17 protein-coding genes, 2 pseudogenes and 2 riboswitches are annotated in these 21,304 nt (G+C 43.1%); of the genes and pseudogenes, 10 read left to right on the plus strand and 9 right to left on the minus strand.

Going from position 1 to position 21,304, the window contains the following annotated elements; translation table 11 throughout:
• Positions 1-118: 118 nt before the first annotated feature.
• The 3 genes from V7L05_RS17355 to V7L05_RS17365 all read left to right on the plus strand — a co-directional run bounded on the left by V7L05_RS17355 (position 119) and on the right by V7L05_RS17365 (position 2,732).
• Positions 119-1,378, plus strand: a complete 1,260-nt coding sequence (locus tag V7L05_RS17355) for an ADP-ribosylglycohydrolase family protein (protein WP_335165777.1) — start codon at positions 119-121, stop codon at positions 1,376-1,378.
• Positions 1,379-1,442: 64 nt separating this feature from the next.
• Positions 1,443-1,988: a hypothetical protein gene (locus V7L05_RS17360; protein ID WP_335165779.1), complete on the plus strand. Its 546-nt coding sequence runs from the start codon at positions 1,443-1,445 to the stop codon at positions 1,986-1,988.
• A 132-nt stretch (positions 1,989-2,120) separates the two neighbouring features.
• Entirely contained in the window at positions 2,121-2,732 is a 612-nt protein-coding gene (locus V7L05_RS17365; RefSeq protein ID WP_335165780.1) for a hypothetical protein, read from the plus strand.
• Positions 2,733-2,818: 86 nt separating this feature from the next.
• Here V7L05_RS17365 and V7L05_RS17370 read toward each other — a convergent pair whose 3' ends face one another.
• The gene (locus V7L05_RS17370) at positions 2,819-4,129 is read right to left on the minus strand and encodes an aminopeptidase P N-terminal domain-containing protein (RefSeq protein ID WP_335165781.1); all 1,311 of its coding nucleotides are present in this window, start codon (positions 4,127-4,129) and stop codon (positions 2,819-2,821) included.
• A 647-nt stretch (positions 4,130-4,776) separates the two neighbouring features.
• On the opposite strand from V7L05_RS17370, the gene V7L05_RS17375 reads away from it, so the two are divergent.
• Complete coding sequence (locus V7L05_RS17375; RefSeq protein ID WP_335165783.1) at positions 4,777-6,018, plus strand: FG-GAP repeat domain-containing protein; 1,242 nt, start codon at positions 4,777-4,779, stop codon at positions 6,016-6,018.
• Positions 6,019-6,150: 132 nt separating this feature from the next.
• Here V7L05_RS17375 and V7L05_RS17380 read toward each other — a convergent pair whose 3' ends face one another.
• The 7 genes from V7L05_RS17380 to V7L05_RS17410 form a co-directional block, all read right to left on the minus strand.
• Positions 6,151-6,918: an MBL fold metallo-hydrolase gene (locus V7L05_RS17380; RefSeq protein ID WP_335165785.1), complete on the minus strand. Its 768-nt coding sequence runs from the start codon at positions 6,916-6,918 to the stop codon at positions 6,151-6,153.
• A gap of 3 nt (positions 6,919-6,921) precedes the next feature.
• Positions 6,922-7,521 carry an anthranilate synthase component II gene (locus V7L05_RS17385; protein ID WP_334950741.1) on the minus strand — a complete coding sequence of 200 codons (600 nt, stop codon included), beginning with the start codon at positions 7,519-7,521 and terminating at the stop codon, positions 6,922-6,924.
• A 411-nt stretch (positions 7,522-7,932) separates the two neighbouring features.
• Positions 7,933-8,388 carry a diacylglycerol kinase family protein gene (locus V7L05_RS17390; RefSeq protein WP_334950740.1) on the minus strand — a complete coding sequence of 152 codons (456 nt, stop codon included), beginning with the start codon at positions 8,386-8,388 and terminating at the stop codon, positions 7,933-7,935.
• A 150-nt stretch (positions 8,389-8,538) separates the two neighbouring features.
• On the minus strand, positions 8,539-9,066 hold the full coding sequence (ybeY, locus tag V7L05_RS17395; protein WP_335165803.1) for an rRNA maturation RNase YbeY: 528 nt from the start codon (positions 9,064-9,066) through the stop codon (positions 8,539-8,541).
• Between the two features lie 39 nt (positions 9,067-9,105).
• Complete coding sequence (locus tag V7L05_RS17400) at positions 9,106-9,261, minus strand: DUF3285 domain-containing protein (RefSeq protein WP_012408076.1); 156 nt, start codon at positions 9,259-9,261, stop codon at positions 9,106-9,108.
• A gap of 203 nt (positions 9,262-9,464) precedes the next feature.
• A protein-coding gene (gene prfB / locus V7L05_RS17405) for a peptide chain release factor 2 (RefSeq protein ID WP_335165787.1) occupies positions 9,465-10,584 on the minus strand; the annotation gives its coding sequence in 2 pieces (ribosomal slippage) (positions 9,465-10,511 and positions 10,513-10,584; 1,119 coding nt in all).
• A 156-nt stretch (positions 10,585-10,740) separates the two neighbouring features.
• A complete protein-coding gene (locus V7L05_RS17410) occupies positions 10,741-11,931 on the minus strand; it encodes a sensor histidine kinase (RefSeq protein ID WP_335165789.1) in 1,191 nt (396 codons plus the stop codon).
• A 429-nt stretch (positions 11,932-12,360) separates the two neighbouring features.
• Positions 12,361-12,576, plus strand: a riboswitch (cyclic di-AMP (ydaO/yuaA leader).
• A gap of 97 nt (positions 12,577-12,673) precedes the next feature.
• Between V7L05_RS17410 and V7L05_RS17415 the strand changes: the two are divergent.
• The 5 genes and pseudogenes from V7L05_RS17415 to V7L05_RS17435 form a co-directional block, all read left to right on the plus strand.
• A pseudogene (locus tag V7L05_RS17415) lies at positions 12,674-13,060 on the plus strand (nitrate ABC transporter permease); the annotation flags it as partial.
• Positions 13,048-14,397, plus strand: a pseudogene (locus V7L05_RS17420) (ABC transporter substrate-binding protein); the annotation flags it as partial. The pseudogenes V7L05_RS17415 and V7L05_RS17420, both read left to right, overlap by 13 nt.
• Before the next feature lie 131 nt (positions 14,398-14,528).
• On the plus strand, positions 14,529-15,365 hold the full coding sequence (locus tag V7L05_RS17425; protein WP_335165804.1) for an ABC transporter ATP-binding protein: 837 nt from the start codon (positions 14,529-14,531) through the stop codon (positions 15,363-15,365).
• A 17-nt stretch (positions 15,366-15,382) separates the two neighbouring features.
• Positions 15,383-15,617, plus strand: a riboswitch (cyclic di-AMP (ydaO/yuaA leader).
• A 182-nt stretch (positions 15,618-15,799) separates the two neighbouring features.
• Positions 15,800-16,420 carry a universal stress protein gene (locus V7L05_RS17430; RefSeq protein ID WP_335165805.1) on the plus strand — a complete coding sequence of 207 codons (621 nt, stop codon included), beginning with the start codon at positions 15,800-15,802 and terminating at the stop codon, positions 16,418-16,420.
• Positions 16,421-17,180: 760 nt separating this feature from the next.
• Positions 17,181-17,363, plus strand: a complete 183-nt coding sequence (locus V7L05_RS17435; protein WP_335165791.1) for a hypothetical protein — start codon at positions 17,181-17,183, stop codon at positions 17,361-17,363.
• Here the strand turns inward: V7L05_RS17435 and V7L05_RS17440 are convergent.
• A complete protein-coding gene (locus V7L05_RS17440; protein ID WP_335165792.1) occupies positions 17,350-17,562 on the minus strand; it encodes a high light inducible protein in 213 nt (70 codons plus the stop codon). The two genes, V7L05_RS17435 and V7L05_RS17440, sit on opposite strands and share 14 nt — an antisense overlap.
• A 489-nt stretch (positions 17,563-18,051) precedes the next feature.
• Here V7L05_RS17440 and V7L05_RS17445 point away from each other — a divergent pair, with 489 nt between their 5' ends.
• A complete protein-coding gene (locus V7L05_RS17445) occupies positions 18,052-21,168 on the plus strand; it encodes an MFS transporter (protein ID WP_335165794.1) in 3,117 nt (1,038 codons plus the stop codon).
• Positions 21,169-21,304: the final 136 nt, after the last annotated feature.

Below are 21,304 nucleotides of genomic sequence, written 5' to 3' on the forward strand. Positions count from 1 at the left end.
CGGTTTAATCTGATTGCTGCTCTCTACAATTACGAGCTTTTTCTCCCCAAAATCAAATCTTCCTGAGTGACTTTTGCAAGAGGTCTATTAATTTGGATAAACGATTTATTAATAACTTATGTCAACAACTAACGATGTTCGCCTAATTCGCGCTCAACACTCCCTTGAGGGTCTATCGGTAGGCGATGCTTTTGGAGAGCGATTTTTTCTCCATCCAGATGTCGCAGAAAGTCTGATTGTCGCCCGCGCCATCCCAGCATCACCTTGGAACTATACCGACGACACCCAAATGGCGCTTTCGATTGTGACAATTCTTCAAGAATATGGCGAAATTAACCAAGATAGGCTGGCAGAAAGCTTTGTGAAACAATACGACAGCGAACGGGGTTATGGTGCAGGAATGCACGGGCTGCTAACGCGGATACGGGATGGCGAACCCTGGCAGCAGTTGGCGAGTAGTCTGTTTGGCGGACAGGGCTCCTATGGTAATGGGGCGGCGATGCGGGTTGCACCCATTGGGGCGTTCTTCGCTGAGGATCTGGATTTGGTTGTCAGTCAAGCTCGTTATAGTGCCGAAGTCACTCACACCCATCCAGAAGCGATCGCCGGTGCAATTGCCGTAGCCGTTGCTGCTGCTTGGGCAGCGAGATTGCAAGGTTCTATACCCAGTAAACAAGAGTTTCTTAACCTTGTTTTACCTTACGTTCCAGAAAGTGAGGTAAGTTCAAAAATCCGCCATGCTTATGATTTGTCGGAGAGTACACCGGTGCAATCAGCAGCTACTATGTTGGGAAATGGCACTCATGTCTCAGCACAAGATACAGTTCCCTTTGCCCTGTGGTGTGCTGCCCAGCACCTCGATAACTACGAAGAAGCACTGTGGTTAACTGTAAGTGGCTTGGGAGATAGAGATACGACTTGTGCGATCGCGGGTGGTATTGTGGCGATATCTACAGGTGTCGAAGGTATTCCCACGGCATGGCTGCAAGCACGAGAACCTTTGCCCAAAGGTGATAGAGAAACAATCACACTCTTCCGTCCTACTGGCCCAAAAGAACTGGCTTTGATTAAGGAAAGTGGCAATCGTGAATTTCCTCCTCGACTACCTGAACAGCCTATTTTTTACCCAGTACTTAACGAAGAATACGCTGCACAAATTGCCCGTAACTGGAATGCAGCAAGTACTGACACAAGATATATCGGCTATGTGACACGTTTTCAGGTGCGGGCAGAGTTTTTAAGTCGCTACTCCGTAAAAATTGTCGGCGGTTCCATACATCAGGAATATTGGATACCTGCGGAAGATTTACCTGAGTTCAACCGCAATATCGTTGGTTTGATTGAAGTAATATCAGAATTTCGCCAATCAACAACTTGAAAATCCGAAACTGGTAGCATTGGTACTGTAGACAAAAATCTACCCACTTTTATTCGGATAATTTATGAATAGTAAAGTTAAATTCTTGACTCTTGCTTCCTTAACGTTGGCAGTTTCTTCTCTAACTGTCAGCACAGTTGTAGCACAGGCAAAACTAATAAACCAGTCAAAACTGTTGATCAATGGGATCGGCGGAGTACGAATTGGGATGACTGTTTCCCAAGCGGCAAAAGCTGCTGGTATTAAGCTAATTGGCGATTCGGCAAATAACAGTTGCTACTATGTTAAGCCACAAAACGAACCCAAAAATCTTTTGTTTATGGTTACAAAAGGTCGCATTTCTAGAGTAGATGTGCGGCAGAATACCCAGATTACTACCCTCAAAGGTGCAAAAATTGGCGACACTGAAGCGCAAATCAAGTCTCTCTACCCAGGAAAAATTAAAGTCACATCTCATAAATACGTCCAAGGCGGACACTACTTGACATTTATCCCGAAAGACCGTGCTAACCAGAACTATCGTGTGGTATTCGAGACTGATGGTAAGCGTGTTACTCAGTTTCGGTCAGGTAAACTGCCAGAAGTTGAATTTGTTGAGGGCTGTTCTTGATCTGAGATATCATCAAACTCATTTCCTGAGCTTCCGCAACTTGCGTAGCTTGCCGCACTTCTCTAGGCTGCGCCAACGGCAAGGCTCAGTGACCACCGTAGGCATCGCAGCACTTTATTCCAAGATGATACAATGCCGTACAGCGCCTTTAATCTTAGCAAAGTAAAAACCGACTTTAAATTAATCTTTGTTGAAAATCAAGATTTATTTGGAGATGTACAAGCAGTTTATCCTAGTGAATATCTAAATTTGATTTTCTCTGAGCATCTACCTTTGGTGACAGCAATAAATACAGAAAAAGCTCGTTCTGAACTAATTATTATGCCTGTTTTAATTGAAGTTAAACGCTTCTTTAAATACCAAATTAGTATATTTTCTGGTTCAGAATTTAATGTAGATGCTTCTAAAGGCTTAGAAGGACGCTGTGATTTTATTCTTAGTTGTTCACCAGAACAATATGATATTACTAGCCCTGTGGTGATTATTGTAGAAGCTAAAAATGAAAGTATCAAATCTGGTTTAGGACAATGCATTGCGACAATGATTGCATCTCAATTGTTTAACCAACAACAAGGAAATATCATCAATGAAATTTATGGTGTAGTCACAACAGGAACAGATTGGAAATTTCTCAAACTTTGTAACAATACCATCTTTATCGATAAGAACGATTACTTTATTAAAGAAATAGATAAAATCTTAGGAATTCTGACAACGACTCTGATGGCTTGCCCACAATTTTAGCTTGGGGATAGTTAGTACCATCCCCTTTTTTTAACTAATTCTGAGGTTTTAAATCCACCGATTCTTCTTACGAATTACGAATTCTTTTATCGTTCCACTTCATCTACTGCCTTGGGAACCCCCGCAGTTAACACCTCATGTCCACCAGATGTAACTAACACATCATCCTCAATACGAATGCCAATGCCAATCCATCGAGGATCAGTCTCTGGTTGGTCTTCTGCTAGTTTAGTATCTGGCACAATATATAGTCCCGGTTCCACTGTCAAAATTTGACCTGGTTGTAAAATCTGCGGTTTATCTTCACCGTGTTGGTAAACACCCACATCATGGACATCTAAACCTAACCAATGGCTGGTGCGGTGCATATAATATGGTTTGTATTTTTCTTCTTCAATTAACTTGTCAATTTCACCTTTGAGAATGCCAAGTTCGACTAAACCTTCCGTGAGAACGCGCACTGCTGTATCATGAACTAATTTGAAGGGATTACCTGGTTGCACTTGAGCGATCGCTTGTTTTTGTGCCTCCAAAACAATCTCATACAGCGTCTTTTGTTCTGGCGTAAATTTACCCCCAACAGGAAATGTTCTGGTAATATCGGAGTTGTAATAACCATAGGTACAACCGGCATCAATTAGCAGTAATTCTCCATCCTGCATTTGACGATTATTTTCAATGTAGTGCAGTACGCAAGCATTCACCCCAGAAGCCACAATCGAAGGATAAGCGGGGCCTAACCCACCCCGCACTCGAAAGATCCGTTCCATCTCCGCTTGTATTTCATACTCATAACGTCCGGGTGCGGCGATTTCTTGCGCGTAATTGTGTGCTTCAGTTGCGATCGCAACTGCTTGACGCATCAATTCCAACTCAGCTTCACTTTTAATTAGTCTCATGCTGTTGAGGACAGTCCCAGTATCTTCAATAGCGATCGGTCCTGTACCGCGCTTAGGATAAGTCCGCAGCAAACTTTGGTAATGCCCCAAGATTTGGTCATTGAAGGCGCGATCGCGTCCTAAGTGATAGTAAATGCGACTGGCTTTTTCCAAATACTGCGGTAACTTTTCATCTAACTCGCTAATGGGGTACGCTTCATCAGCGCCATAAATTTCCTTGGCTGCATCTACCCCAGAAAGATAACCAGTCCATACTTCCTTTTCGCGATCCTTCGGTTGGACAAACAGCACAAACCGATGTTCTGAATGATGCGGCGCTAACACTGCAACTGCTTGTGGTTCGTTAAAACCAGTCAGGTAGAAAAAATCACTGTCTTGGCGATAAACATACTCGACATCATTGTGCATCACTGCCATTGGCGCACTGCGAAAAATGGCTGTGCCATCACCAATTTTTGCCATTAACTGCTGGCGACGCTGCCGATATTCTGCTTGCATAGCTGATGTATATATGAATGTATTGTGTTATTTTAGACTTTTGACAACTAGATGATGCACAGATCATGCTTCTCCGTAGTTGCTAATCTAAGTTATTCTATCCAATATTTGTTTCAACTGAAGTCATAAATTATTAGACATCTCCAGAAATTAAATATGCGTTATGCATAACCCTTAGACATCTCCAGAAATTAATTATACTATACCTGAAATCCTTGTAGAGACGCGTTAGCGAAGCAGAAGGAAGTCCAATTTTGCGTCTCCATATTTTTTCGGAGATGTCTTATGTAATCATATCAGGATTACATAATGGAAATCTTTTTATTTAACTGAGTAACAATTATATAAATGTGTATATTTTAATTCTACATTTGCAATGTCAAATAAAATAAATAAAATTTCATAATTTTATCTCTAAATTATCACATAGATAAAGCACAAAAAATATTTTACAATTGCTTATATAGAACTTGAAAATTCCATAAAAATCGTTTAAAACAAACAAATATTTATCTTTAAAGAATGACATTAATAAAGAAAAAATAGTTATAAAGAAATCTGGAAAACTTGGTAAATGTTATTTAGTTACAGAAAGATATTGTCAAAAAAAGTTAAAAAAATATGACAACCAATCATAAAAATACCCCATGCCTGTAAATACAAATTCCTCACCCTTAACTTTGAATACATCTGGATGGGCATCAGACTCTTTTGCCAAATCACAAATCTTGACATCTTCTTTTGAGAATTTAAATTTTGATTCGGGGTTTTTGAATAAGAGTTCCTCACTAGCACTAGAAAGTGAACCAGTGACTGCGCCTGTTAAAACGTCATCAAATCCCAATCCTAATCCTTACTTAACTAGTGCGGCGATTACTCCTGACTTTAACGGTGATGGCAAAACGGATAAAGTATGGGTCAATTCTACAACCGGTGAGATTATCATTCGGTTGATGGATGGAACAAAAGTTCTCGAACAGGGTTCTCTAGGTAATTTCGACCTATCCGCCTATGATTACAAAATTGCTGACTTCAATGGTGATGGCAAAACCGACTTCTTATTACGCAATAAGACAACCGGCGAGAATAGCATTGTGCTGATGGATGGCACAAAAGTTGCTAATGCGGCTGCTCTCAGCAGCGTTGATCCAGCGTGGACTCCTCAGATTGGGGATTTCAACGGCGATCGCAAAACCGATATCTTCTGGCATAATGCCACAACTGGTGAGAACGCTATTTGGCAGATGGATGGCACCACAGTTCTGAATGCAACTGTTTTGGATAAAACAGACCCAGCACTAACTCCTACCATTGTTGATTTCGACGGCAATGGCAAGAGCGACATTTTCTGGCGCAATCAGACAACCGGCGATAACACCGCTTGGTTTATGGATGGTACGCAAAAGACTGAATTGGCGCTGCAATCACAAGATGCCGCCTGGACTCCTACCCTTGGTGATTTCAACGGTGACTATAAGACTGACATTCTCTGGAGAAACGCTCAAACAGGTGAGAACAAGGTTTGGACGATGAATGGGATCTTAGTCACAGAGGGCGCTCTGGGGACACTTGACCCAGCCTGGACTTCTAAAATTGGCGATTTCAACGGCGATGGTAAGACCGACATCTTCTGGCACAATGGCACAACTGGTGAGAACACCGCTTGGTTGATGGATGGTACAACAGTTGCTACTGAGGCTTTCTTACCAGCTAATAATGCAGCATTGACACCATCCCTTGGCGATTTCAACGGCGATGGTAAAACCGACATTTACTGGCGCGATCAGACAGCAGGTGCAGACAGCATTTGGACTCTAGATGGGACAACAGCTACTCAGAATCCCATCAGCGATGCCGATAAGGTTGGCCCAGAATGGTATACATTCTAAAAACTAGAAATAAAAGTTACGAGTCATTCAATTTTAGATTTTAGATTTTTCTTTCAATCCAAAATCCAAAATTCAAAATCTAAAATTGGCAGAGTCAGGAGTTAGGAATTCTTCCCCTGCTTCCCCTGCTCCTCAAAACTTGTAACTCAAAACCTGAATCACGCTATTTTCCGGCAAATCTTTAGGGTTAATGGAAATACTATCTCCGTTGCTACGCCGCACTGTCATACCTTTCATCAAGGTGAGAAAATCATCGAGTGGCGAAAGATTGCACGTAGCAGCATCAGCCGCCTGTGTCCGGTAATGGGTCGGAATCACTAACTTGGGATTTAACACTTGAACCGCCTGCTTTGCTTCCTCAGCATTGTAGGCTTTTGCACTGCCTCCCACTGGAATAAATGCCACATCAGGACGTCCCATCAGGATTTTTTGCTCAAAGGAAATGGGTGCAGCAGCTCCCCCTAAATGTAAAATATTAATTCCGCCTTGCTTCCAACTCCAAGCAGTATTTGAGCCAAACTGCCTACCACCTTTGCGATCGTGATCTATGGCAACTCCTTGAAACTTAATGCCTTTGAACTCGTAAACTCCTGGTTCGTAGATGAGTTTTGCATTTCCCGGTAGTACGTCTACAGCACCTTCATCCAGCAGTTGGCTGCTAATCAGTACTAAATCTGCTGCAACTTTTGGTAGATGATACCCAGCAGTACAGCCGACCGCCCGAAATGGATTGACGAGAATTTTCGCACCGCTACCAGTAAAAAGAAAGCAAGTATGACCCAACCACTGAACTGATAAACCGCTAGATTGTGCATCAGCTTGAGATTCAGAACCCAAGTTAGTCACTAAAGCTGTTACCAACCCCGCCCCAGCATAGCCCATCAACTGTCGTCGTTTCATTAATTATGCTCTTGACTGTAACTGTTCCAGAAAATTTCGCAATAACTGTTTTCCTGAAGATGTCAGGACACTCTCTGGGTGAAACTGGACGCCCTGAATGTGAGGATAGTTCCGGTGTCGGACTCCCATAATGGTGTTATCTTCAACCCAAGCGGTGATTTCTAACACATCTGGGCAAGTCTCACGTTCGATCACCAAACTATGATATCTGGTGGCGGTTAGAGGATTTTCTAATCCCTGGAACACCCCCACCCCATTGTGAGATACCTGAGAGGTTTTGCCATGCATCAACTCTGGAGCCGGAATTATTTTACCACCGAATACTTGACCGATGCTTTGATGTCCCAAACAGACACCCAAAATTGGCAACTCTTGTCCTAGCTGTTCAATCAATTCTAAAGAAATGCCAGCATCTTCCGGGCGACCTGGCCCAGGAGAAATAACCACGGCTTCCGGCTTTAATGCCCGAATCTCATCTATGGATATCTTGTCGTTACGAAAAACTTTAATATCATCTGCAACTGGGAATTCTGCTGCCAATTCCCCCAGATACTGCACTAAATTATATGTAAAACTGTCGTAATTGTCGATAACTATAATCAAAGCTCATCACTCCTGGTTTTTACCACTCATCAGTTGCAAAAAGCATAGACAAATATCTTATGCTATTTGTTCGTTAAGTGTAAAAATAACGCTGACATCAACGCGTAAATATCAAGCGGCTACTCTACGATAAGCGACTTCCTAAAGATTACCCTTTAGCCAGGATGCTTGGCGCCGCAGCTACGCCCGTCGTAGACATCGCATTACTTAAATTTGGAATTGCTGATAATGTGTTCTCCAAAGGGGATCGGATAGAGTCTGATCTCTTACCGAGTCACTTAGCGATACCTGCGGTGGTAACAGAGCTTGCCTGCCCTGAGCCTGCGTCGTACCCCTACGGGGAAGCAAGCTACGCGCAGCGTCTCCAAGAGTTGGGTCGAAGTGTGGGCTGTTCGGTGACGCAAATCACATCTATAAAGCCGATATAATTAACCTTACCAGAGGAGGGAGCAATAGCGTACCAGCTACCAGCACCGCTACCAAAGCAGAGACAAGGACTGCACCAGCCGCACAATCTTTAGCAATTTTTGCCAAATCATGGTATGTCTGCTTAACGGTTAAGTCCACAAGGGACTCGATCGCGGTATTTAGTAACTCTAATGCCAAAACTAAACCACTAGTTATGCCAATTACAGCTATTTCCACCGCTTGCAGATGCAAAAAAACGCTTAAACCGATTGCCAAAGCGCAAACACTTACGTGGATGCGAAAATTACGTTGAGTTTGAAAACTATAGCTGATTCCAGCCCAGGCATATTTAAAACTAACAAATAAATTAGAGGCTACTTTCCAGGAGAATTCCCGTTCGTTAGACACGAGTGTTTGTAACGAGGTGGGCGTTGGTGATGGAGAAATTTTTTGGGACATAGACTTCAAAACACAAGAACAGAGTTGCTACAGTGGGAATATTCGCCGATCTTAATGGCGGAATTAACTTTGAGACAATATTTAAGCAATTTTCCCCAAAAGTATTATAAAAGTATTGCCCAAAATTGGCACTAAGAGATACACATACTGCTATTCCATGTCAATAGCAATACCTATTGTGTTCAGCAATCTCACTTGCTGTTCTAACATTCGCCCCAAACTTTCTTCATCAGGATGATCCCAGCCCAACAGGTGTAATAATCCGTGAGCAGCTAACCAGGCTAGCTCAGTTGATAAACTGTGTTCTTGCTGTTGAGCTTGACGTTGTGCTGTATCTACAGACACAATAATATCACCTAAATATAATGGTATAGAGGCAAGCATTTCTTGGCTTTGAGGAAATTCTACCTCCAAAGCAGCAAAGGCTAAAACGTCTGTGGGCTTATTTTGTTGACGATATTGGGCATTCAGTTCTTGAATTTGCGAGTCATCTGTGAAACGCAGCCCGATCTCATAACTTGGCGCTGGCGGAATATGAGGGTGAAGTATTTCTAACCAGCGATTAAACCAGTTTTCCCAAGTTTCAGGAGTAATTCGGGGATAAGTGTCCCCAATCTTTACAGATGTTGTCGGGGACAACTCGTAAAAATACTCCTCCACATATAGTTCAACTCTCAGGGGCACACACTCTCCTAGTCTGAGGTTTACGGTTTGTCGTTAGTGAGTTAGGTAAGCAAGACCAACAAGGAGAGCTAGAAGCCCTACGGCAGTCAACGCAAAATGTTTCAGGGAAGTTGCACCCTTCCGCACCATGTTTCGCATGGCGAGTTTTACGTAGCTAGGTTGAGGTTCTGTTGAAGGAGAGTTGCTCATAGTTATTTGTCTACAGACTCTTTTATAACTGTAACAGTTGGTCTGGCACAGAATTGCGATCGCCTGTATGTTGCTATGGGATTTCTTTAAAAAGGCACCAATGATATGGGGTGCGATGCGATGGCGCTCATCTTAAATGCGAGAAAATAAATCATCGGTACTAAGTACAAAAATACCTAGTACCGATTGCTAATCCCCAATTATCAGGGAGTGCTTTCGACCAGTTTATTTTCTTGGCGCAGATAAGCTTGGATGAATGTATCAAGTTCGCCATTCATCACATCACCAATCGCGGTCGTTTCAGTATTTGTACGTAAATCTTTCACCATCTGGTAAGGGTGAAATACATAGTTACGGATTTGGTTTCCCCAGGAGGCTTCCACCATATCGCCACGAATTTCGGCAATTTCTTGGGCGCGTTGCTCCTTGGCTATGACCAACAGCTTTGCTTTGAGACGATTTAAGGCTTTCTCTTTATTTTGCAGCTGCGATCGCTCTTCTGTACAGCGCACGGCAAGACCGGTAGGAAGGTGAACCACCCGTACTGCTGTTTCTACTTTGTTGACATTCTGCCCACCTTTACCACCAGAGCGAGTTGTGGTGATTTCCAAATCCTTGTCGGGAATGTCCAACTGCACAGAGTTATCGATCTGTGGCATCACTTCCACCCCGGCAAAACTGGTTTGTCGCTTGCCGTTAGCATTAAAAGGTGAAATCCGCACTAAGCGATGTGTACCCATTTCCGATCGCAAGTAACCATAAGCATAGCGACCAGTAATTTCTAAGGTTGCCGATTTAATTCCGGCTTCATCACCCTCCGACTCTTCAGCTAAAGTTACCTTATAGCCGTGAGCTTCGCCCCAACGGGTGTACATCCGCATCAGCATAAATGCCCAGTCTTGAGCATCAGTGCCACCAGCACCAGCACTAATCGTCAATACAGCACCTTCAGCATCATAGGGGCCAGAAAGTAACTGTTGTAACTCCCACTGATCCAGGTCACGATTGAGTTTAGTGATGGTAGATTCCGCTTCTTGCAGTAGTGCTTCATCGGTTTCTAACTCCAATAACTCAACAACTGCCTTAGTATCTTCTAGATGGGCGTGCCAGCGATCGTATTGCTGGAGGTGGGCTTTCAGGTCGTTGAGTTCTTGCAGCGTTTGTTGGGCTTGGGTTTGGTCATCCCAAAATTCGGGTTGAGCGGATATTTTTTCCAGGTCTTGAATTTTGGCTGTCAGTGCAGGTACGTCAAAGATAGTCCTGGGTTTTACCCAGGCGGCCAGACAACGTTTCGATTTCGCGTTTGAGTTCTAAGACTTCCATAGTGCTTGTTGAATGATAGATAGAGCGCTTTGGAGAAAGAAAATTGCTCTTTATTCTACTATTTATTAATTTTAGCTGTATTTGGGCAAATTCTCTCCGCACTAATTATATAAGTTACAAAAATTACTTGGAATTATAAAAATCCGAGAAACTTTCTCAAATCTTCGTCTCTAAGGGCAAAATTACGGTAAAAGTAGAACCAACGCCCACCTCAGAAACTAAGTTAATTTGACCTTGCAGTAGTTTTACTAACCGCGAGACGATCGCTAACCCCAATCCAGTACTATCAGGAAGATAGGGACGATCGCTAGAACTGACGCGAAAGTAGGGTTCAAATATCTGGGCTTGGTTTTCGGGTGCAATGCCAATTCCAGTGTCAGAAATTGCGATCGCCCATTTCTGGTTCTCCAACACCTGACACATTATAATAATAGTCCCCGACTCTGTATAACGAATTGCATTACTAATAAGATTTGTGACAATATGTTGGAATTGAAAAGAATCTGTGATTAATTCTTTGGGAACGCGATCGGAATCTACGACGATTTTTAAATTTTTCCCAGATGCTAAAGGTTCCAACATTTCACATACATTATTAATTAATTCACGCACATCGGTAGGCGCTAGTTGGAGTTTTATCTGCCCTGCGTCATACCGGGAAAGTTCTAATACATTGTTAATCAGGTGCAGTAATTGTCTACCATTGCGTAGCACACGCTCAATGTGTTCTAAATTGGCAGAAGTGTCTTTCACCTCAGTCTTTCGTCGTTGTTGGCGTAAAAACAAATCCGAGTAACCAATAATAGAAGTTAGAGGATGTTTCAATTCGTGGGCGAGTTGGGAAAGATACTCTTGATTAGCGTTAATTAAGCGTGTGAGTTCCTGATTATGGAGCGTTAGTGATGACTGCAAGTGCTGTAATTCTCGCAACCTCTCCTCAACATAACTCTTAAAACACCGAGCGATCGCTTCATCTACAATTGCGTCTATCAAACGCATGGAACGAATTATCTCTGATGGGGTTCCACTCAATAAATCTGCTTGTAGAACATCAAATATTACTGTTCGCAGCAGATGATATTCTCTGGCAATTTCTCCTGGGTCAAACCCTTGTTCAGCTCGAATAGCTCCATGCTCGAAACTGGCAATAACTATCGACTGAATATCATTATCCTGGAATTTTGAAAGCACTGTCACCATAGCTTTCAAAACATCAGGGATATGATTTTTGATCGCTGTGTAAGATAAGTCATCAGCGCTTTCAATTCGTCTATCCTTGCGAACTGCTACAATCCATTGATCAAGGATGGTGTCCCCTTTTTCAGCCAGTACTTGACTAAAATCCATTATGTTAAATTCAGCTAGGAGATAGATAAGTAAACTTCCATATCCAAATAGTTTAGCGAGTGCAGTCGTTTTTTACCAGAATTAGCGATTTAATTAACCTATCAAAAGAAATAGATTTTATATGTTTTTTTTGTTTGCCGGATTAACTATCGGTGTATAAAATTTGCAAAGTATAATATGATTCTTATTAATAAATGTTAATCAAAGAGGTAACAGACTTGATGATTGATTCAACTATTGTTGTTTAGCTCTCTGTGCAATGCGTTCAGTCACAATACAACTAAAATTATCAAAAATTATAAATTTTGTTAATTACCGAAAAGCAAGGAGACACACTTGATTTTCGGTATTGAATTAAACAACATTTCTCAGAATGCAGTTGGCTTTTACTGAGCATTGATGTTATATTGTTGATAATTAGTATCCATTAGAGTAAGTCAGCCTAATCCATCACATCACAGTACGTGAGGTTGGAGCGGAGGAACCAAATTGTGGGGCGTATCTCAGAGAAAGTGAGAAGTTGAGAATGAGGAGTTAGAAATTATTAATCTTTAACTCCTAACTCATAACTCTTAACTTTCTTCAGAAGGGCATCTCTCAGCCCTAGCCCGTCAGCTAACTTCGTAGGCATTGAGAGGAGACTGAAGAGACGGCATTATTCTAATGTTCCGATCTCATCGGTGTCCAAGGCTGGTACTGCTCAAATTTTTTGTACCTGCACTTAAATCTGTTGAGGTCGTAAATGATATTTCAACTAAATTTGGTTGCGATCGCAGCGATCGCTGGACAAGCCGCTTGGAAAAAGGCAAAACCTGTCATCCTTAGAGATGTCTTTATTTTACCTGTATTGGGCTTCTTGGGAATAATTGTGTTGTGGTGGATTATTGCACTTGCCAACCACGAATTGATGCCCACCCCACCAGAAGCGCTAATCGCTAATCTAGACTACATCTTAAATCCCTTCTACCAACGAGGTCTAGGCAACTTGGGAATTGGTTGGTTGTTGATAGCAAGTCTGCGCCGGGTATTACTAGGCTTTTTGTTAGGTGCAGTAGTAGCGATTCCTCTGGGGTTTCTAATTGGGATGTCCAGACCGGCAATGTTAGCGCTCAATCCGATAGATCAGCTAAAGGATTGACTGAAGAAGCCTTAGCTGTACAACCAGTAGTTAGATCCCAAGACCTAGAAAAATCCGATCTCACCGTTGGTTACGTTCCCGTTAATGATTGTGCGCCATTTGCGATCGCCTGGAAAAAAGGCTTCTTCCGCAAATATGGTTTGAACGTCACACTCAACCGCGAAGCTAGTTGGGCTACCTCCCGCGACGGTTTAATTTTTGGTCGCCTGGATGCTTCACCCGTAGTATCCGGTGCAGTCACCAACGCCAGAATTGGTGCAGAAGGCGCACGCCACGCCCCCTTGTGTGCAGCGATGACCATTCACCGCCACGGTAACGCCATGACCATGAACAAAGCCATGTGGGATTTTGGGCTACGTCCGTGGTATGAGTATCAAGAAAAATATGGTGATGGTGCGCTAGAAGCCTTTGGGCGCGATTTCCGAGGCTACTTTGACCAACAGCCGCCAGAACGCAAAGTTTGGGCAGTTGTTCTGAGTTCCGCCATTTACGAATACTTTGTCCGTTACCTATCCGCCGCCGCCGGTGTTGATCCGCTTAAAGAATTTCGCGTCATTATCGTTCCGCCCCCGCAAATGGTGACAAATGTGCGGATTGGTGCAATGCAAGCTTACATGGTTGCAGAACCTTGGAATACACGCGCAATAGCAGGTAATGAAAACATCGGCTTTACCTTCGCACAAGGTAAAGAAATCTGGTTGGGACACCCAGATCGACTGTTAGGCGTGATGGAATCTTTCATCGAAAAATATCCTAAAACCTATCGTTCCCTGGTCAAGGCGATGATTGAAGCTTGCCAGTATTGCAGCAAAGTAGAAAATCGCCAAGAAGTAGCCGAACTGATCACAGACCGTTCCTTTACAGGTGCAAGACCCAAAAAGAAAGATGCTCCAATCGCTAAGTTTACAAGTCCGGGAATTCTCGGCAACTACAACTATGGCGGCTTTGACGGCAAAGACCGCACCATCAAAGCCGCAGACACGACGATTTTCTTCGATATTCCTGACAACCTTCCTAAACAGCCAGCAGAACACTCCACATTTTTATGGAGATCGAGAAGTATCTGGTTGATGACACAAGCAGCCCGGTGGGGACAAATTAAGGAATTCCCCAAAAAAGCCGAGAAACTAGCAGAACTTGGTTGGAGAACAGATTTATATCGGGAGATAGCATCCGAAATGGGCATTGAGTGTCCCAAGGATGATTACAAAGTCGAACCACCAGAAGTATTTATAGATAAGAAAGGCTTCGACCCTAGCGATCCTGTGGGTTATCTAAATAGTTTTGCCATCAGGGCTAACGCTCCCACTAACTTTTTCATGTCTTAAATCCCAAGTTTAAAGAAGAATACAGAATTCAGATCACACAGAATTTAATTCTGAATTCTGGCGACTGGCGCCTTTATTCTCTTTTGTTAAATATTGACTGATGACTAAATTATTTTCGGAGCATTTTGATGATGGAATACACCTCATTACCAATGAATACCCAGAGCGAGGTTCTGCCCCGCCTGGTATTTTTAGAAATTGAAAATTTAGTCAAGTCTTATCCGACACCTGATAAAGATAATTTTGTCGTTTTAGATGGAGTTAATCTAACGATTGGTGAAGATGAATATATTTCTGTAATTGGTCACTCAGGTTGTGGTAAATCAACTCTAGTAAAGATAGTAGCTGGTTTAGAAAAAGCAACTTCCGGCTCAGTCAGGCTAGATGGACAAGAAATTCGTCAGCCAGGAGCCGAACGGATGATGGTATTTCAGAACTATTCGCTGTTACCTTGGTTAACCGTGCGAGAAAATATCCGTTTAGCCGTGGATGAAGTGTTAAAAAATGCTAATAGGGCTGAGAAAATTAGCATTGTAAATCAACACTTGGCAATGGTAAACTTGACGGCGGCGGCTGACAAATATCCTGATGAAATCTCTGGAGGTATGAAACAACGAGTAGGTATTGCCAGAGCCTTAGCAATTCGTCCCAAAATGTTGCTCATGGATGAACCTTTTGGGGCACTAGATGCGCTAACTCGTGGCAAATTGCAACGGCAGGTATTGGATATTTGGGAAAATAATCGTCAAGCAGTGATGATGATTACCCACGATGTAGATGAAGCAATTTATATGTCCGATCGCATCGTCTTGATGACCAATGGCCCAGCTGCTAGTATAGGAGAGATATTAAAAGTTCCTTTTGAACATCCACGCGATCGGGCCGCCATGCGAAACTCAAAAGAATATTTTGAACTCCGCAACCACGCCCTGAATTTCCTTGATCGATATTTTGCCCAAGACGAGTAAGTTAGATTATCATTTTTTTTAGTGGGTAGCCTAATTCAAATTCATGAAAGCTGGATTTGGAGCGGAGGAACCATATTGTGGGGCGTATCTCATAGAAAGTGAGGAGTTAAGAGTCAAGAGTTAGGAATTATTAATTAACTCAGCAGGGGCTAAACCCTAGCTATCCGCTAACAGCACTCAGCACTCCTAAGAGAGAGACACCTTCCAGTCTTAGCCCGTCAGCTAACTCCGTAGGCAATGGAAGGAACCCCCAAGACTTTGGCTGTGATACAGTTATTATTGGGGTTTCCTTGACTTATTTCAGATTTGAGATTTTGCTTATCGTCACTCAATCTAAAATCCAAAATCTAAAATCTAAAATCTAAAATTTGTCCCCCTGCTTCTCATTGCTAATTCATTTCATTAGGAGAAGTAAAACTGTGCAAATTAAGCCAATGTTAGCACGTCTGCAAAGTGCCACAGGCCGAGATGACTTAATTGAACAAATGGTACTGCTGCCAGAACCAAAAAAACCTTTTTCTAAAAAACCTGAAAGCTCAAAAGCAGTTAATTTAATTGTTGCCTATGACGCATCTCCTAACAGTCATACGGCACTAGATATTGCTTTTTGGATTGCCCATCAAACCCGTTTAGCCACTAATGCAGAAGTCACAGTTCAAGCCGTTTATGTGGTAGAAGACAATCAAAACAGCCAGCATCCAAATATCCTGAGCTTTCCACAACAACAGGTTCCATTAGAATGTCAAGTCAGTGAAGTATCAAAGTCTGTCACACTGGTATTAACTCAACCCAAATTGCAGACAGTGGCAACTCCCCTGCAACAAGCAGATATAATTCTTTGGCAAGCCCGAAGTCTCGCTGAAGAATGGCAGGGTTCCTTCAAATCTCATTTGCGGTTTGGCTGCATTTCTACAGAACTTAAGAAAGTTGTTGAATCAGAAACTGCCGATATTTTGTTTCTAGGTTGCAACTCTGGCAATCATCCGATGATTGAGGCACTAGGTTCTAATTTCCCCTGCGCCGTTTTGGGCATTCCTAGTTGTATTGATGAATAATCGCTGTTGATAATTTCAGTAATTTTTATCAAATTATAATCAAAAAAAAGTCACCTATAACTAGGTGGCTTTTTTCGCTACTAAATAAATAAACTTCACGAAGTAGGGTGTGGAAAACTGGCAAGCAATCCTTAATACACGTCACTGTAAAAGGGGTTCGGAAATATTGAGACTTGATGTTGGGTAACACGAATGTTCTACCCAACCTACGAATGATTAAATTCCATACCCTTTTTGTGGTGTTCTGTACTTACAGCAGAATTCAGGAGCGGAGCCAATACGGTTCGGATAAGGTTTTTTCATGATAGATTCTAGATTACAAAGATGCCATAAATCGCCGTCTTTACAATAATCAGTCCTTTGTAGAGACGGCGATTTATCGCGTCTCTTGCCTTAACCGAACCGTATTGGGAGCGGAGCCGCTCCGCCGAGGCATCAGAATTCTGAAGTAAAACAGGCTTTATTAAGGGTTTTAACTACCATAATAAAGTTGCCCAACAAAGAAGCCGAGAAAACCAAGCTACCGTTAACCCACTCGCTCAACGAATCAGACAGTTAGGATTTGAGGCAACAGCTAATCCTAATTTTCCTTTTATTTACGCTACTTTGCCTCCAAGAGGTATTAAGCAATTAGAATCCTGCCAGGAAGTCCTTAAAATATCTTTAGATGAAGTTAATAAGGCTGAACTAGAGGTAGCTCCATTAGCCATAGACTCGAATATTTTTATTTTTACGCCAGTTCCTTACATCGGCAAGAGTCATGGAAAACTCGATTTTGGTTCCGCCTACCAAAACCGAGATTAGCGAGGAGTTAAGAATTATCAGTTTTGAGTTTTTAATTAATAGTATGTTTAAAACTGATCAACCCCACTTCCGACAAAGGAGGAACCCCCGCAACCCAGTGGCTCCTCCTAACTTCTTAGCTATTGCTAATATCCAATAATGTGTAGCACGTCACGAACAACGCTATAACCAGCCAAATCCCAAAGTAAATAGGCCAGGAAGCCAATAGCCGCCAAGCGTCCATTCCAAATTTCGGCTTGGGGAGTAAAGCCAAACAAAAATGCATTGCGATCTATACCGTTGTATTCGGGTGCAACAGGTGGTAAACCAGTAGTAGGGCGAGTTTCTGGAACTGCCATTTTTTTATTTGTCCTTAATGATTCGTTTGTTAAGTTTAATGTAGCTATTTATAATTCAGATGCTTTCTGCCTATAGGCATAAACTACAGGCACTTCTTGCGGATGATAATCAATAACATCTTGGTACAGACAAATCCACCCTGAGAGGGTGATAAAAATCTAATTATAAACAAATGTAAATTTATCGTGATTAAACTGTAATTTTCGCAAAATAAATAGTTGTGACTTTGTAATTAAAAATTAAAAAGTAGCAGCCAAGAATTAGCCAAATTTCTCATCTGAATCATGAATATTTTCAGCGTTAGATATAAAAGTTATATCTTTCGCCGGATACGGTTTTCAGCCTTTGGAGAGATGCTTAAAACAGCGAAATTCTACGATTCTGAACTAAACAGTTAGGTATTGCCATAGGTACAAACATAAATACTAAGAGTTGCTTCTCAAGAAATTCTTAATTCCCCAAATTTAAACTTAGTAGAAGGAAATACAATGTTCCAAAGTACGGAAATCATGGTGGGACTCTACAAACCACTATTGTGGGTGGCACAGATTCAAGGAGATACCTCAAACGTCACGCCAGCACAGGCATCGGTTCTCACTTCCGGGCCGCGTTTTTTTGTAGCTTTAATCTCCGGCGTGATTCTAGCCTTTGCTTTCCAATTAGTTCTAACTAATCTCTCCCTTGCAGCCGGTATTTCCTACCTGGGGCACTCATCTGACTCAGATTCAGATAGTGGGGAAGTCGGAAGTCTGGGCGGCAGCATTCGCAAAATCGGCACAGCAGTGGGGATTTGGACATTAGTCACTGTGACGATCGCCTTATTAATCGCTTGTTTCCTCGCGGTAAAATTGAGCCTTGTAATCTTAGACCCAGGATTGGGAGCAATTCTCGGCTTGGTGATTTGGGGTGCTTACTTTTTGCTCCTCGTTTGGGTAAGTTCCACCACCGTAGGTTCCTTAATTGGCTCAGTCGTCAATACAGCAACCTCCGGCTTTCAGGCGATTATGGGTACAGCCACCGCCGCACTGGGCGCAAAAGCTATCAATAACCAAGTTGTAGCGACGGCTGAAGCCGCCGCCGCCGCTATCGGTCGGGAACTAGGAAGCGCTATCGACCCTGTGAGTATCCGGGAGAACATGGAGGATTACTTAGAAAAGATCCGTCCTCCAGAGCTAGATTTGTCGAAAATTCGGAGTGACTTTGAAAACTTACTCAACGATCCGCAATTAAAAGCGATCGCGGGGACTCCAGATATTCGCAACATCGACCGCGAAAAGTTTATCGAGTTAGTCAGCAGTCGCACTGACCTTTCCAAAAAAGACGTTACCCGGATTGCTGATACGTTGTATAAAGTCTGGCAGCAAGTGGTAAGTCAGCAACCACCCACCGAAAACCGTCTGGGTGAGTTAATGGATTATCTAAAATCACTCCCAGCCGGACAAACTAAAACAGATGAACTCAACGCCAAGCTGGATCGGCTAGTAACAGAAACGCGTAATTCCAAACAATCTGACCAAAAGGCGGCTCCAGGGGCAATTCAAAGTACACTCCAGCAAGGAATAACTGCCTTAACCAGCATTGTTTTGGGACGGGCAGATTTGCCTGATTTGGATGTAGAAAAAATCTTGCGTAGCCTGACCACTGCCAAAGAGAAAGTCACCGAACAAGCAGATAAGCTAGGGTTGCCAACACCATCACAACCCTATAGCCCAATTCGGGCTGATGTCGAAAACTACCTGCACAACACTTATGCTTGGCAACTGAGTACAGAAAAAATTACTCAGGAATTTCGTGATGTCATCTACGACCCAGCAGCTGACCCTGGAATAGTCCGCAGAGAACTAGAGCGACTATCCCGCAACGATTTCATCAATATTCTGCAACAGCGAGGACTACTTACCCAAGACCAAATTCACCGCATTGCAGATCAGCTAGAAGCTGTCCGCAAAGATGTGCTAGTGACAGTGAAAGTTGTCGAAGAAAGAGAGATAGTCCAAGACTTGCAACGTGCAGTGGAAAGTTATCTGCTCGTTACCCCGAAAGCAGATTTAACAGCCGAAGGCATTGAGCAGAATTTTAAACCACTGTTGGAAGACTCAGAGGCAGATGATGAAACCCTGACATTGCGACTGGCGCACCTGGAACGTCAGGAGATACGGGAGATATTGCTGCAACGTAATGATGTCCAACTATATGAAGTAGACAGCATTCTCGATGAGTTGGAAAAACAGCGCGATCGCGTTTTGGTAGAATCCAAAGGACTAGCTGAACAGGCACAATATCAAGCAGAAACCCTGTGGCTGAATGTAGAATCATATCTGCGTAACACAGGAAAATCAGAACTGAATCCTGATGCTATCCGCGCGGAGTTCAAAAAGCTACTGGAAGATCCCCAAGCTGGAATTACCTCAATTCGGGCGCGGTTGTCTCGCTTTGACCGCGATACCTTGGTACAGTTATTGAGTCAACGGGAAGATTTGAGTGAAGATCAAGTTAATCAAATCATCAATACTGCTGAGGAGTCGTGGCATAGCATTCGCCACACACCACAAGCGGTAGTGGATAAAGCTAAAGAGCAATACGACTCTGTGACTACGACGATCGCAGATTATCTGCGGAATACTGGTAAACAAGAACTCAACCCAGAAGGTATTCAGCGAGATTTGACCAGATTGTTTGAAAATCCCCAGCAGGGAGCCGTCGCACTGCGCCGTCGGTTGTCGCAGGTAGACAGGGATACACTGGTGAAGTTGCTCAGTCAACGCCAAGACTTAAGTGAAGAACAAGTCAATGAAATCATTGATTCCACCCAAACTTCGATTCGCAACTTTGTACGTGCGCCTCGTCGCCTAGCTAGCCGCACACAGCAAAGAATGGAAACATTCAAAGGCTATCTGGAAGAGTATTTGCGGCAAACTGGCAAGGAAGAACTTAACCCAGAAGGTATTAAACGCGACTTGCAATTATTGTTGCACGATCCGCGAGTTGGGGTAGAAAGTTTTAGCGATCGGCTTTCTCATTTTGACCGTTCTACGATCATCGCTTTGCTGAAAATTCGGGAAGATATTTCTGATGAAGAAGCGGCGCGGATTGCCGATAACATGCTATCCGTAAGGGATCAATTTGTAGAACAAGTGCGGAACATTCAACGAGGCATTCAAGATGCAATTGACGGGGTTTTCGGCCGCATTCGCAACTATCTCAACGCCCTGGATCGCCCGGAACTTAATTACGATAGTATCAAGCGCGATGTTCGCACATTTTTTGACGATCCCCAGGCGGGGTTTGATGCCCTGCGCGATCGCCTATCCTCTTTTGATCGTGATACCCTAGTGGCAATTATGAGTTCTCGTGAGGACATCTCCGAAGCAGACGCTAACCGGATCATTGACCAAATTGAACGGGCCCGCAACACAGTATTACAACGTGCAGAACGCATACAGCACGAAGCCCAACGCCGCCTAGAAGAGGTGAAGCGTCAAGCACAGAAGCAAGCAGAAGAAACCCGCAAAGCCGCAGCTACAGCAGCGTGGTGGCTGTTTGCTACAGCATCCGTCTCTGCGGTTTTCTCGGCATTAGGAGGAGCGCTCGCTGCAAGGCCGTAGTTTAACAAGTTTTCTCCGCTAACTTTTAAGCCTCCTATACAGGAGGCTTTTCTATGTTTTGCAGACTTACACTAATGGGGAAATGGGGGAGATGGGGGAGGAGTAGAAGTAAGCGAACAATTTAATTTATTATTAT

Source organism: Nostoc sp. (assembly GCF_036917755.1).
GTDB lineage: Bacteria > Cyanobacteriota > Cyanobacteriia > Cyanobacteriales > Nostocaceae > Nostoc.